The 14,550-nt window shown below is 32.4% G+C and carries 14 protein-coding genes and 1 tRNA gene; 10 read left to right on the top strand and 5 right to left on the bottom strand.

Annotated features, from left to right (window positions below):
• Nucleotides 1-29 precede the first annotated feature (29 nt).
• Nucleotides 30-737 carry a dipeptidase PepE gene (gene pepE, locus ACU4C5_RS08110; protein ID WP_446846441.1) on the top strand — a complete coding sequence of 236 codons (708 nt, stop codon included), beginning with the start codon at nt 30-32 and terminating at the stop codon, nt 735-737.
• A gap of 135 nt (nt 738-872) precedes the next feature.
• Here pepE and ACU4C5_RS08105 read toward each other — a convergent pair.
• Nucleotides 873-945 (bottom strand) — tRNA-Gly (locus tag ACU4C5_RS08105).
• Nucleotides 946-1,051: 106 nt separating this feature from the next.
• Here ACU4C5_RS08105 and ACU4C5_RS08100 point away from each other — a divergent pair.
• Both ACU4C5_RS08100 and ACU4C5_RS08095 read left to right on the top strand, forming a co-directional pair.
• Nucleotides 1,052-1,516 carry a GNAT family N-acetyltransferase gene (locus ACU4C5_RS08100; protein WP_446843692.1) on the top strand — a complete coding sequence of 155 codons (465 nt, stop codon included), beginning with the start codon at nt 1,052-1,054 and terminating at the stop codon, nt 1,514-1,516.
• Between the two features lie 2 nt (nt 1,517-1,518).
• On the top strand, nt 1,519-2,298 hold the full coding sequence (locus ACU4C5_RS08095; protein WP_446843691.1) for a M48 family metalloprotease: 780 nt from the start codon (nt 1,519-1,521) through the stop codon (nt 2,296-2,298).
• A 40-nt stretch (nt 2,299-2,338) separates the two neighbouring features.
• On the opposite strand, the gene ACU4C5_RS08090 is transcribed toward ACU4C5_RS08095, so the two are convergent.
• Entirely contained in the window at nt 2,339-2,746 is a 408-nt protein-coding gene (locus ACU4C5_RS08090) for an ankyrin repeat domain-containing protein (protein ID WP_446843690.1), read from the bottom strand.
• A gap of 244 nt (nt 2,747-2,990) precedes the next feature.
• Here ACU4C5_RS08090 and gpmI point away from each other — a divergent pair, with 244 nt between their 5' ends.
• From gpmI to ACU4C5_RS08055, 7 genes are all read left to right on the top strand, one after another.
• Nucleotides 2,991-4,511 carry a 2,3-bisphosphoglycerate-independent phosphoglycerate mutase gene (gene gpmI / locus ACU4C5_RS08085; RefSeq protein ID WP_446843689.1) on the top strand — a complete coding sequence of 507 codons (1,521 nt, stop codon included), beginning with the start codon at nt 2,991-2,993 and terminating at the stop codon, nt 4,509-4,511.
• A 50-nt stretch (nt 4,512-4,561) separates the two neighbouring features.
• Complete coding sequence (locus tag ACU4C5_RS08080; protein ID WP_446843688.1) at nt 4,562-4,972, top strand: BT0820 family HAD-type phosphatase; 411 nt, start codon at nt 4,562-4,564, stop codon at nt 4,970-4,972.
• Between the two features lie 169 nt (nt 4,973-5,141).
• Complete coding sequence (gene map / locus ACU4C5_RS08075) at nt 5,142-5,960, top strand: type I methionyl aminopeptidase (RefSeq protein WP_446843687.1); 819 nt, start codon at nt 5,142-5,144, stop codon at nt 5,958-5,960.
• A 20-nt stretch (nt 5,961-5,980) separates the two neighbouring features.
• Nucleotides 5,981-6,757 (top strand): DUF3050 domain-containing protein, encoded by a 777-nt coding sequence (locus tag ACU4C5_RS08070; protein WP_514132395.1) that lies wholly within the window; start codon nt 5,981-5,983, stop codon nt 6,755-6,757.
• 15 nt (nt 6,758-6,772) lie between these two features.
• Nucleotides 6,773-6,970 carry a gliding motility protein GldL gene (locus ACU4C5_RS08065; protein ID WP_446843685.1) on the top strand — a complete coding sequence of 66 codons (198 nt, stop codon included), beginning with the start codon at nt 6,773-6,775 and terminating at the stop codon, nt 6,968-6,970.
• Nucleotides 6,971-6,976: 6 nt separating this feature from the next.
• Nucleotides 6,977-7,741 (top strand): class I SAM-dependent methyltransferase, encoded by a 765-nt coding sequence (locus tag ACU4C5_RS08060; RefSeq protein WP_446843684.1) that lies wholly within the window; start codon nt 6,977-6,979, stop codon nt 7,739-7,741.
• A gap of 12 nt (nt 7,742-7,753) precedes the next feature.
• Nucleotides 7,754-8,122 (top strand): DUF423 domain-containing protein, encoded by a 369-nt coding sequence (locus ACU4C5_RS08055; RefSeq protein WP_446843683.1) that lies wholly within the window; start codon nt 7,754-7,756, stop codon nt 8,120-8,122.
• A gap of 235 nt (nt 8,123-8,357) precedes the next feature.
• On the opposite strand, the gene ACU4C5_RS08050 is transcribed toward ACU4C5_RS08055, so the two are convergent.
• The 3 genes from ACU4C5_RS08050 to ACU4C5_RS08040 all read right to left on the bottom strand — a co-directional run bounded on the left by ACU4C5_RS08050 (nt 8,358) and on the right by ACU4C5_RS08040 (nt 14,517).
• Nucleotides 8,358-9,359, bottom strand: coding sequence for a hypothetical protein (locus ACU4C5_RS08050; RefSeq protein WP_446843682.1), 1,002 nt, complete (start codon nt 9,357-9,359; stop codon nt 8,358-8,360).
• A gap of 169 nt (nt 9,360-9,528) precedes the next feature.
• Entirely contained in the window at nt 9,529-11,748 is a 2,220-nt protein-coding gene (locus tag ACU4C5_RS08045; protein ID WP_446843681.1) for a T9SS type A sorting domain-containing protein, read from the bottom strand.
• 159 nt (nt 11,749-11,907) lie between these two features.
• Nucleotides 11,908-14,517: a T9SS type A sorting domain-containing protein gene (locus ACU4C5_RS08040; RefSeq protein WP_446843680.1), complete on the bottom strand. Its 2,610-nt coding sequence runs from the start codon at nt 14,515-14,517 to the stop codon at nt 11,908-11,910.
• Between the last annotated feature and the right edge of the window lie 33 nt (nt 14,518-14,550).

The following is a 14,550-nucleotide window of genomic DNA, read 5'->3' as shown; positions in this document are numbered from 1 at the left end:
TACTTAAATTTACGACAAATAATTCAATGATGAAACATATAATTATAGCAAGTACATCAACTGTTCATGGTAGTGGGTCTTTAGAATATTTACTAAGCGATCTTGCTGAGTTTTTTAAAGATACAGATGATATTTTATTTATTCCATATGCAAGACCAGGAGGAATTTCGCATGATGAATACACTGCAAAAGTGAGTATCCCGTTTAAGAGCATAGGAAAAAACGTAAAAGGAGTTCATGAATTTGAGAATCCTGTTGAAGCTGTAAAACAAGCTAAAGGTATTTTTGTGGGCGGAGGAAACACTTTTGTTCTGGTAAGTCAACTTTACAGAAATAATCTTATTGAAACCATAAAAGAAGCTGTAAAAAGTGGTACACCATATCTTGGCACAAGTGCTGGAAGTAATATTTGCGGACTTACCGTAAACACGACTAATGATATGCCAATTATGTACCCACCAAGTTTTAAAACCTTTGGATTTGTCCCTTTTAATATCAATCCGCATTATTTAGATCCAGATCCAGATAGTACACACATGGGAGAAACTAGAGAAACTAGAATTAGAGAATTTCATGCCTTTAACACGCAACCTGTTGTAGGAATTAGAGAAGGAAGTTGGCTACAAGTAGAAGGCGATTCTATTATTTTAAAAGGAACGCTTAAAGCGCGAATTTTTGAACACAATAAAGAACCTTTTGAAGTAGAAACTGGTACCGAATTGAATACTTTAAAGTAAATAGTACTTATTTTGAAATAGAATACATCGGGAATTGGTAGAAAAACTATTGATTCTCGATTTTTTTTGCATGAATATGGCTTCAGAAAAGTATAGACATAAAAAAAGCCTCATCAATAAAGATAAGGCTTTTAGAGCGAGAGACCAGGTTCGAACTGGCGACATTCAGCTTGGAAGGCTGACGCTCTACCAACTGAGCTACTCTCGCATAGCGGGTGCAAATATACGCTTACTTTTCGATTTACAAAGAATAATTTGAAATTATTTTTAAATTTGTTTTGCGTAAAATTATAACAAACTAAATATCAGACAAATTGACTTCAGAAAAAAAAATAAAAATTTTAGTAAAACCTATTTCTGCGGAAGAAACGCACACTATAAGACATCCTGTTTTAAGAAAAGGCAAACCAATTACCGATTGCATATTTCCTTTTGATGATGAGAAAAGCAGTATTCATCTTGGTCTTTTTATAAATAATGAACATATTGGTGTAGTTACATACATAAAACAACAAACACCTTTACTTACAAATGAAGGTTCTTATTATCAATTACGAGGTATGGCCATTTTAGAACACTATCAAGGTTTTGGCTACGGGAAAACTTTACTTGATTTTGGTGAAAATTTATTAAAAAAGAAGAACATCAATTATATTTGGTGTAATGCCAGAGAAATAGCGACACCTTTTTATATAAAAAACGGTTTTGAAATTATAGGCGAACCTTTTAACACCCCTAATATAGGAACACATTTTACAATGTATAAACAGATATTATAGTTATGAGAAGTAATAAATTTAAAATCCGATTAGTTATAGGTCTTGCCATTGTAGCATTTGCTTTTATTAAGCGCTGTAGTAGTAAAGAGATAAACCCTTATACACAAAGAGAGCAAACTATAAATATGTCTTCGGATCAAGAAATAGCTATTGGTCTTGAAAGTGCTCCTCAAATGACACAACAACATGGCGGACACCACCCAAACCAAGAATATCAAGCTTTTGTAGATCAGGTAGGAAAAAAATTAATTGATAATAGTATTGCAAGAGAAACGCCTTACAACTATGAGTTTCATTTATTAGCAGACCCTAATACTATTAATGCATTTGCTTTACCTGGAGGTCAGGTTTTTATTACTTATGCCCTATTTTCAAAATTAGATAATGAAGATCAACTAGCTGGAATTTTAGGTCATGAGATTGGGCATGTACTTGGACGGCATTCGGCAGAACGTATTGCAGAATCCGATTTTTGGAGTACGGTAACTACTGGAGCTTCTGTAGGAGCAGATATGGGACAAATGGTGAGTGGTATTGGGCAACAAACCTTATTAACCAATGGTAGAGATGATGAATTGGAAAGTGACGAATTAGGTGTGAAATTTATGATGAAAGCGGGTTACAATCCTGAAGCAATGATTGGCGTTATGGAAATACTTAAAGCTGCAGCTGGTCCAAATAGAGTACCAGAAATGCAAAGTACACATCCTGATCCCGAAAATAGAATTGAAAAAATTAGGGCAGCAATTGAAGCCTATAAAAAAGACGGCTTAACAGTTTAAGACGTCTTTTTTTACTAACCAATCTCAACTAAAAAAGCAATTACGCCTTTCTAGTTTTCTTTTTAGTTTCATAATCGCTAATTGTTTTTAAAACTGCTTTAGCATTAGATAACTCTGCATATTTTTGAGCTGTAAGTCCTTTAGCACTCTTTTTATCTAAATCTGCATCGTTTGCAATAAGTAGTTTTAAGATCTCTACTCTATTAAATTTAGCGGCGTACATTAATGGCGTCATTCCGTTAGATCGCTTATTAACATCCTCCCCTAATTTTATAAGTGTTTTTACGGTATCTATATCTCCTTTAGCAATAGATGCACAAAAAGGATTCACTACAAATTTAGAAACTACATGTGTCGTATTTTCTGAAGATACAATTTGATTTGTTGCTTGAGTAGTACCCATTGAAACTACTAATGCAACTGCGAAAATGATTACTGATTTTTTCATGATGAAAGATTTTAATTAAAATTATTGTTATTTGTTTCTACTATTAAGACTCCACATTTTTCAATCTGTTACACCCGGTTTTCAGTAATAACATAGTTTTAACTATTTACACCTGAATATGTTAAGATTCTATTAAAAACTAAAACCCTCTTTACATAAGCTTTAAATTTTATTTTTTTTGGCTTACATTATTTAATCTTACCCATTTAACTTTTATCTTTGGTATCCTAAAGCACTATTTATTATGAACAAAAAAGTTATTTTAATGATTCTTGATGGTTGGGGAACTTCTCCAGACCCTAAAGTTTCAGCAATAGACAATGCACAGACGCCTTTTATAGATTCTCTATACACAAAATATTCTAACGCAAGTTTAAGAACCGATGGGTTGCATGTTGGTTTACCCGAAGGACAAATGGGAAATAGTGAAGTTGGACACATGAATTTAGGTGCTGGACGTATTGTATATCAAGATTTAGTAAAAATAAATCTAGCTATAGAAAACAAAACTATTGGACAAGAAAAAACTTTAGTAAATGCTTTTAACTATGCAAAAACTAACAATAAGCCTATTCACTTTTTAGGATTAGTAAGTGATGGTGGTGTACATTCTCACATTAACCATTTACTGGGATTAATTGATGCTGCCGAAGATTATGGTGTACAAAACTCTTTTGTACATGCGTTTACAGATGGTAGAGATGTAGATCCAAAATCCGGATTTGGCTTTATTACCGAATTACAAGAATACATTGAAAATAAAAACACCAAACTAGCTACAATTACTGGTCGTTATTACGCCATGGATAGAGATAAACGTTGGGAACGTGTAAAAATAGCTTACGATGGAATGGTACATAATATTGGTGAACATACACAGACACCATTAAAAGCCTTAAATTCTAGCTATGAAAACAACGTTACCGATGAATTTATAAAACCTATTATTGCTGTTGATGAAAATAATCAACCCGTAGCCAAAATACAAGATGGAGATGTAGTAGTCTTTTTTAACTTCAGAACAGATAGAGGTCGAGAACTTACCGAAGCTTTAACACAAAAAGATTTCCATGAAGAAAACATGCATAAGCTAGACTTACATTATGTAACGATGACTAATTATGACGATTCTTTTACTGGAACTCACATTGTTTTTGACAAAGATAATCTTACCGAAACTCTAGGTGAAGTTTTATCAAAAAACAACAAAACACAAATACGAATTGCCGAAACAGAAAAGTATCCTCACGTAACATTTTTCTTTTCAGGAGGACAAGAAACACCTTTTAAAGGCGAACAACGTATTTTACGCAACTCTCCAAAAGTAGCTACTTACGATTTAAAACCAGAAATGAGTGCTTACGAATTAACAGATGCATTAGTACCCGAATTAGAAAAAGGAGAGGTAGATTTTGTATGTCTTAACTTTGCTAACGGAGATATGGTAGGACATACAGGAGATATGGATGCCGCTATAAAAGCTTGTGAAACTGTTGATGTTTGCGTAAAAAAAGTAATAGACGCCGCTTTAGCAAAAGATTATGTAACACTTTTAATTGCAGATCACGGAAATTGCGAAACGATGATTAATCCTGATGGTTCACCAAATACATCACATACCACAAACCCTGTTCCTGTAATTTTAATTGATAACAATCATACCAAAATTAAAGATGGTGTTTTAGGAGATATTGCGCCTACAATTTTAAAACTTATAGGTATTGAACAACCAGAGATAATGACTAGACATCCATTAATAGATTAATTACATCTGTTTTTTATTTCATATACTTGCAACCACAAAAAAAATGAAGAATGAATTTTCAAGATAGATTACTTATTGCAGTTGATTTTGACGGAACCATTGTTGAAGATGCTTACCCTAAAGTAGGGAAAACCAGAATTTTTGCTTTTGAAACTTTAAAAAGACTTCAAGATGATGGGCACCGTTTAATATTATGGACCTACCGCAGTGGTAAAAGATTAGATGAAGCTGTTGAATTCTGTAAAGAAAATGGTATTACATTTTATGCCGTTAACCAAAGTTTTCCTGAAGAACAATATGATGAAAATAAAAGTCGAAAAATTAATGCAGACTTATTTATAGATGATAGAAATATTGGTGGAATTTTAGGATGGGGAGAAGTTTACCAACTCATTACTAACGAAACTCCGCAAATACATCTTCCGAAGAAAAAAGGTTTGTTTTCATTTTTAAAGAAATAAGAATACCGCATTATAAAAATAATAACTATTGCTCATTCAAGATTTCACAACATCTAGATGAGCAATATTTTTTTGCTCTAAAACGACTTAAAAAATCTAATCAATATCTTGTTTCAACACAAAGTATAGGTGGTAATTTTTAAGTATCTTTGTAAATATATTATTACTTATGATTATTGTAAAAACAAGAGAAGAAATAGAATTAATGCGTGAAGCAGCATTAATCGTGTCAAAAACTTTAGGTGAAGTTGCCAAAGCAGTAAAACCAGGAGTAACGACTTTAGAGTTAGATAAAATAGCAGAAACATGTATTAGAGACCAAGGCGCTGTTCCTGGTTTTTTAGGTTTATATGATTTTCCAAATACACTTTGTATGAGTCCGAACTCGCAAGTTGTACACGGAATTCCAAATAACAAACCATTAGTAGAAGGCGATATTATATCTATAGATTGTGGTTCTATAAAAAACGGTTTTTATGGTGATCATGCTTACACATTTGCTGTAGGAGAAATTGATGCCGAAACTAAAAAACTACTAGACGTTACTAAAGCTTCACTATACGCAGGTATAAAAGAACTTAAAGTAGGAAATCGTGTAGGAGATGTTGGTTATGCTATTCAAAAACACTGTGAAGATCAAGGTTACGGAATGGTAAGAGAATTGGTAGGTCATGGATTAGGACGCAAAATGCACGAAGATCCAGAGATGCCAAACTACGGAAGACGTGGTCGTGGTAAGAAATTTATTGAAGGAATGGTTGTAGCCATTGAACCTATGACAAATATGGGTACTCATAAAATTAAACAACATAACGACGGTTGGACAATTACCACTTTAGATGGTAAACCTTCTGCACATTTTGAACATGATGTTGCTATTGTAGACGGAAAACCTGAATTACTTTCTACTTTCGCTTATATTTATGACGCTTTAGGAATTACTAGTAACGAAGAAGACGAATTTAGACAACAACCAATTATACTTTAATCCCTCATCCCGTAGTAACTTTGGATAACATTAAACACATTGAAAACGAGTTAAGCACATTAAGAGCAACACTCAACTCCCACAAATTATATAGTGCGCTATCATCGGTAACAGATATAAAAATCTTTATGGAACAGCATGTTTTTGCAGTTTGGGATTTTATGTCTTTACTAAAAGCGTTACAAAATCATTTAACAACAACATCTGTACCTTGGACACCTGTTGCAAATCCTGCAACGTCTCGTTTTATAAACGAAATTGTTCTTGGAGAAGAAAGTGATGTTAACGAATTAAACGAACCAAAAAGTCATTACGAAATGTATTTGGATGCCATGCACCAAGTAGATGCAAGTACTAAACAAATGGAACGTTTTGTTGATTTTATAAAAGAAGGAGCTACAATTGATGAGGCTGCAAATAAAGTGAGCTTAAATGCCCAAACCTTAAAATTTGTACAACATACATTTAGTGTCATTGCTACAAATGCACCTCATAAAATAGCATCTGCATTTACTTTTGGACGTGAAGATGTGATTCCAGATATGTTTTTCCAAATTATAAACCAATCTAAAACTAGCGACAATACCTATAGTAAATTAACCTACTATTTAAAACGTCATATAGAATTAGATGGTGATGAACACGGACCACTTTCTTTAAAAATGATTGAAGAATTATGTGGTGATGATGCTCAAAAATGGGACGACGTTCTTGAAGTAGCAAAAGAAGCGTTACAATACAGAATTGCTCTTTGGGACGGAATTTATAATTTAATTTCTTCGGAAGAAAACGCTTAAAAACAACCACCAATTATGAAAGTAAAATATCTATTAACATTTATCATTTTTGGATTTATTTTAACCATAATAGGTAGCTTATTTAAAATTCAGCATTGGGCTTTTGCAAGTGAAATTTATATTCTTGGAACATTCTTTAAAGTGATTTTTGGGATACTTTTAATCTATAAAATATTCACTACAGATAAATTTAAAGACTTTTTAAATTGGTAGATTACATTGAAAAAACTATTCAAAATCATATTAAACACCATACCTAGACCTTTATTGATAAGGTTGAGTTATGTGGCACGACCAATTTTAGCTTTCTTTTTAAAAGGGAACACCTTCACAGATCCTATTGATGGTAAAAGCTTTAAAACCTTTTTACCTTACGGATATGGTAACCCAAGAAACAACGTACTATCACCATCTACATTAAGTTTAGAACGTCATAGACTGTTGTGGTTGTATTTAAAAAATGAAACTCCTTTCTTTTCTGCGGAAAAAAAAGTGCTCCATTTTGCTCCCGAACAATGCTTTTTAAACCGTTTTAGACAGCTTAAAAATTTAGAATACACAACCACAGATTTACTATCACCAATTGCAGATGTAAAGGCTGATATTTGCAACCTTCCTTTTGATGATAATAGTTATGATATCATTTTATGTAATCATGTTTTAGAACATATCCCAGACGATACTAAAGCGATGCAAGAACTGTATCGTGTTATGAAACCTGGCGGATATGGTATTTTTCAAATTCCGCAAGAATTAGATCGTGAGATTACTTTTGAAGATGATAGTATTACCGATAAAGCTGAACGCGCAAAAATATTTGGACAATACGATCACGTACGTGTGTATGGTCGTGATTATTTTAATAAACTTCGCAGCATAGGTTTTAAGGTTGAAGAAATTGATTATACCGCTACACTTTCCGCGGAAGCGATAAAAAAATACTGTTTAGCCAAAGGGGAAATTATTCCTGTGGTTTACAAATAGAAAAAGATAACAATGACACAACATATTATAATTGCTACTGGTGCTTTTTTTGGCATGCTATCTGTAATTTTTGGTGCTTTTGGAGCCCATGCATTAAAAAAAATATTATCTACAGATCAATTACATAGTTTTGAAGTTGGCGTGAAATACCAAATGTACCATGCGATTGTTTTATTGGCTTTAGGTGTGAGTTCTTATACTATTACCTCAGCGACATACTGGTGTTTTACTGTAGGAATTGTATTATTTTCTTTTAGTATTTACGGTTTGGTACTTTCTGATGCTAAAGGAAAAAAACTGCGTTTTTTAGGACCTATTACTCCTATTGGCGGTTTATTTTTGGTTGCAGGTTGGTTACTCTTACTTATTAATGCGTTTTAAAAAAAATAGTTCTGTTAGAATATCTTCATTAAAATAAGTGCTAAAAAGCTGTAGAATAACGTTAAAAATAATTCTAATTTATAGTTTTTTAAATTTTTCATATCTAAGTAAATAAGAAAAAGCTGAGCTACATAAGTAACCCAACTTCTTCACCCAATTAATAGTGTTTTTAATATTTTACAAACTTTTGTTTGGGACTAAAAAAGTAATTGATTAAGTTTTTTATACTCTGTATTTATTTTACAGTTACACTACTTCCACAAGCGGTATTAGCGGTATAGCAAGAAACTCCTGCATCTGAACCTTTTTCACTAAAACTATAAACGTAATCTTCGTCACACTCCACTTTTGTTGAACCGTGATTCCAAACTTCGCTTGTCATAAACTTAGTATCTCCTTTTTGATATACATAAATAGTTCTACCAGTTTCATTATTAATAGTTACTTGTTCACCATCCCTACGTTTATGGAAAGCCATCGTTTTTTTATACTCTGGTGTTGCTTTAATAGAGTCGTTATATTTTTTTATATCTGCATCACCTCTTTCTCTGGCAGATATTATGTTTTTATCTCCTTTTAATTCAGCAGATGTTCTGGCATCTTGTTTTGCTTTCATAGCGACTAAGTAAGCAGTGATATTTTTGCGTAAATCTTTTATTTTAATTCCGCCATTACTATTAGCAACACCAGTTGCCTTAGTTTTTAATGCCATTATTCTTTCTTTAAACGACATTTTCTTCTTTTTGGGCGCTTCTACCTTTTCTGCTTCTTCTTCTTTTGCTGGTTTCGCTGCTCCTTTTTTTATGTATATTTTTTCAATTCCTTCAAAAGACGTACCATCTTCTGAGATACCAGAAAGCAAGAATACATAATCACCCATAGATACAAATCCATTTTTTAGATATTTATGTTTTAATATAGATTCGTATGGGTATCCAGAGGCCAAATAATAATTATCAGTGGCATCATACCTGTGTTGTACATTTCCTTTATTAACCCCCTCACTTTCAATAACAGCTTCTATTTTATACCCTTCTCCAGTGGCTAGATATTCTGTTTGAAATGTAACAAGAAAACGCTTTTTGGTTGCTGTATACTCCCCATCTCCATTTTCATCATAAACTGACCAATATTCTTGATATTGCTCTGTAGTAGAAATATTATTAAATAAACTGTTTTGTGCTTGTGAAATGGTTGCTACTAAAAGTAATACAACCGATACTATTATTTTTTTCATAATTGGTTATTTATATTTTTCTTCTGCAAATATCTTACAGAATTAGACCTAAAAACAGAGCTAGTTTCTGAAACCACTTTTTCAACTTCTAAAACAAAAAAAATCCCGTAAGCATAACACTTACGAGATTTCTTAACAACTAAGTCCCTAAAAAAACTTAACTAAATACTTATTGTTTTATAAAACGCTTTGTTGAGATACTTCCGTTTTCGTCTTCTATTTTAATTAAATACAATCCGGTTTTTAAGTTTGAAGTTTGAATAGTTTTTGATGTTGTTTCTAAAACTTTTCTACCTAAAACAGAATAGACAGTGGCTTGTTTTAAGCTACTAGTCATTTTAATATTTAAAACAGTTGTTGTTGGGTTTGGGTATAATTTCACTTCATTTTCTGCTATAGAAAAATCGTTTACTCCTAAAGACACAGTGTCGTACTCATAAGCTCCCATATCAACATTGGCACTATAAACTCTTTGGTTTCCTAATAAATCCATAGCTCCTAAAGTATAGCTATTACCACCTGTATTTACTGCTGGTGAATTTGCTGTTAAGCTATAGTCACCATTTGAAATATCTACAAATAAAGGACTTGTAGTTTCTGTAGCAATTGAGCTAGTGATGCTACCTTCTACAAAATTTAATGGATCTAAAGAATAATAAACCTTAAGTGATGCAATAGGGTTTTCCCAAAGATCTGAAATAGCTCTTGTAAGTCCTGATTCACCTGTATTATTCCAAAAAATACAGTTAGCAACAGAACCAACAATATTATTTGAAAATGTTCCGTTTTTAGCGATTGCTAAAGTTGATCTAAAACTATCATCAGTAGCATACTGAGTACCGTTATCTATATTATTCACATAGGTATTATTATAAATTCTAATGCTTGCATCTGAACCAGCACCTGCTGATCTTAACCACATTGAACTTCCTGAAACAGCTTTTAATGCGCTACTTAAATCACTCGTTATATTTTTATCAAACACACTATTAGTAATAATATAATCTACATATGTATTTCCTCTAATAATACTATACATACCTGAACCTCCACGAGACATATTGTTTACAAACTGACATCTATCTACAACTAAACTACCTCTTGTACTTATTGTATTAGCTAAATCAAATTCTGCAGAAATTCCTGCAGAAAAATTTCTACTTACATTATCTTTTATAATACAATTTACAAGTGTTAAGTTATTAACTGCATCATCTTTATAAATTGCACCTCCTATAGTTGTTCCATCAACATTAGTATGTGCATCACTAATTGTTAAGCCATCTAAAAGTAAATTTTCTCCTGCTGCTTGTATAGCTATAATTCTGTAACTATTATCACCATTTCTGGTTGTATTTCCATAATTATTTACAAAACCTGTAACATTTACATCATTACCTAGTAAATCACCAGATAGTTTTGTTTCATTGGCTCCTAAAACTCTATCTTCAATTGAAGTTTCTGTACCTGCAAAACCTCCATATATACTTAAATTAGGTTGTGTAATATGAAAATATGTAGAACGACTAGCAACTGCTGGTTTATAAGTACCTGAAGCTATCCAAATTTCATCATCACTACCTGCATTAACCAATGCTTGTTGCAAACCTACAAAGGCATTTGCCCAAGACGAACCATCACCAGAACCTGTTGCAGTATGATCTACGTAATAACGGCTAAGGTTACTTCCTGTATTTTCTGATTGATTATAAAGTGCAAAAACTTCGGAAGCAGAAAGTGCTCTACTAAAAATAGAAATATCATCTATAGAATCATAAAACTTAAGAGATGATATTGGTGTGATTTTAAACTGTGCACTAGAATTTATAAAATCCGGTCCTGAAGCTAAATTAAGAGAAGAAGTTGTACTAACCGCTGCACCATCTACATATAAATTAGAGTAATAATATCCATTTAATTGGACTGTTAAAGTAATATTATGCCATTCACCATCATATACATCTGATCTAACGTCTGTAGTTGTTAGCACTGTTGTTCCTATTTCTATATGAATTTTTAAACGGTCACCATTTACGTTTTCTATATAAACGCCACTACCAGAACTATCGATAAGCTGAAGAATTCTTTGAGATGTACCATCAGGACCTCCACCTTTCATCCAGAAGCTAATAGTAAGATTATTGGTTGCTGCTAAAGAACCACCCGAATACTCATCTCCATTTACTCTTATGGCATTATTGTTGGTTCCATAATGATCTGTTTGTGAAATTGTTCCGCTACCGCTTGTTCTTACAAGATTTGCACCTGAAGATCCTAAATTTTGTAGTGATCCTCCTGTAAAATCATATCGTAGTTGGTAATCCCCTGGTACTTGAGCATACGTGATGCTGCTAATAAATAAAATAAGTAATAGTAATTTTGTTTTCATAACTGACTGCTTTTTTAGATTAAAAGACAAATATCTAACATGAAATCGCTTTAAAACTAAGTCACTTTCTGAAATAGCTGTTTCAACTTCTAAAACAAAAAACCCCATAAGCATATAACTTACAAGGTTTTAAATCGATAAAAAAACGTAACTAAATAATTATTGTTTCATAAATCGTTTCGTTGAAACATTTCCGTTTTCGTCTTCTATTTTAATTAAATACAATCCTGTTTTTAAGTTTGAAGTTTCAATTGTTTTTGATGTTGTTTCTAAAACTTTTCTACCTAAAACAGAATAGATAGTGGCCTGTTTTAAATGATTAGTCATTTTAATATTTAAAACTGATGTTGTTGGGTTTGGGTATAATTTCACTTCATTTTCAACTAACCCAAAATTACCTGTGCTTAGTGTAGTAGAACCAAACTCATAAGCTCCCATATCTACGGTTGCATTAAAAATACGCTGGTTTCCAGCCAAATCTGCTGTAATTCCTGCGGGTATTTTAGTATTATCTCCCGTATTTATTGCTGGAGACCCAGCTTGTAAAGTATAATCTGTTGCGCTTGTAAATAATGGGTTTGCAGAAGATGTATCTACTTTATTTGTAATACTATCATCATTAAAATCGAGCTGATCTATAGAATTATTAACGGTTAATGAGTTTGCACTTGCTTTATCCAAGTCTGTAATAGAACGTGTAGTTACACCTCCTACAGTTGTATTGTTCCAAAAAATAGCATTACTAACTACAGCATTAAAAGTACTAGTTATTCCTACACCTTTACTTATTGCCACTGTTGCTCTTGTAAAATTGTTTAAAGAGTTATCTGTACCTAAATCTTTATTATTTACATACGTATTGTTCGTTAAATTTAGATTAACGTCTGAACCATTTGCGATAACTCTAAACCAAGATGCACTTCCACTAACTCCTATTGCCGAGGTTGTATTTAAATCGCTTGCAAGATTACCATCAAACAAGGTATTTGTCACATTTATATCTACCTTGGTATTTCCCCTTACAAAACTGTAAATACCAGACGCCCAGCGAGACATATTATTAATAAACTTACAGTTTTCTACAACTAGCTTACCTCTAGTTCCTGCAACATTATTTAATTCAAACTCAGCAATTAAACCCGCATTATCATTTCTAGATACGTTATCTTTTACAATACAGTTTTTTAATGATAAATGTGAAATTGTTTTCTCCTTAACAATAGCTCCACCTCTTTCCGTAGCACTTAAATTATTATGAGCATCACTTATTGTTAAACCATCTAACACTAAATTATTTCCTGTGGCTGTAATATTAATTATATGATAGCTATTATCACCATTTCGTGTTGTATTACCATAATTATTAATCAAGTCGGTAAAATTTGCATCGTTATTATTTAAATCTCCAGATAGAATAGTTTCATTACTACCCAAAACTCTTTGTGTAATTGCTGTTTCTGTACCTACAAAACCACCATAAATTTTAATATTTTCTTTGTCTACAGTGTAATATGCTGTTCTACTTGTTGGATTATAAACACCACTTGCAATCCAAATTTCATCACCTGGTAATGCATCTGCTAAAGCAGCATCTAAATTCGTAAAGGCATCTGTCCAACTTAAACCATCGGCCGCACCAGAAGCATTAATATCTACATATAATTTTGCTACACCATTAGATCTAGCTGTTCTTGTGGTTCTAGGAGTAGACCAAGGTGTTGTATTTACACATTGTTTTCTTAAATAAACAGCATAATTAGTGTTCGCATTTAAACCATTTAAAGTTACACCTCCAGTAGTATTACTAACATTACTTACTATAGTTGCGTTACTAAAAGCATCTGTACTTTCATGATAAGCAATATCATAAGTATCTGCATCTGGCAAATTAAACGCTATTGAAGTTGATGTAGTTGTAGTTGGATAAGTGACTAAACTACCAAATACTGGCCTTGTGCAATACCCGCCATCTCCAACAATTTGAGAAAGTTCTGCAGCTGTAAGTTCTCTATCATAAACTAACAAGTCATCTATATTATCTGTATAATAATTTGCTGTAGCTGCTGTTGGTTTATTACCAATATGAAAAGTTCCGGTACTATGAATACTATTATTAAAAATATTTGATGCCACTTGAAATGTTGAAGGGGTACTTTGAACAGCTGCTGTTTGACCGTCTATAGCTATTTTTAATACTAAATCAAGAAGATAACCTTGTGGTGATGGCTCAAAATCTTCCTTTATTGTTACAGATACATGGTGCCATTCGCCATCATTTACCAAAGTACTGTTATAGTGAAAAGTTCCTGGAAAATGATAATATTGCGTGGTACTTGCCTGTGCCTTTACCCTAATTAACCCATGTTGGATATAAATCATATAACCACTATCGGAATAATTACCCGAACTTAAATTTGCAAAATGACTAATACTATCATCATTTGTATCGTTAATAATAATTTGGCCATTAAGGCCTAAAGAAGTTGTTTTTATCCAGAAATTAATAGAAATATCTTCTGGTGTTGTTGGCATATCTGCTCTATGTAGTACATCTCCTTTTAGATCTAATGCACTATTTGCATTTCCAAACCTGTCTGTGCTAGTTGTAGCAGCTGTTCCTGTTTGCGTTAAATTACTACCCGCTACTTGATCTAACGTTGTATTAGAATTATTAAATTGATACCAAGCTACTAAGTCGGTTGTTGGTATTTGAGCGAATGATTTTAAGGCTATTACAAGCGTTAAGATTAAAAATATTCTTGTTTTCATTTTTGTTGTTTTTTATTGAATTACCTTGATTTT

It is taken from the genome of Lacinutrix undariae (assembly GCF_052934785.1).
Note: the sequence above shows the minus strand (reverse complement) of the source record. Positions and strands in the feature narration are given on the sequence as shown.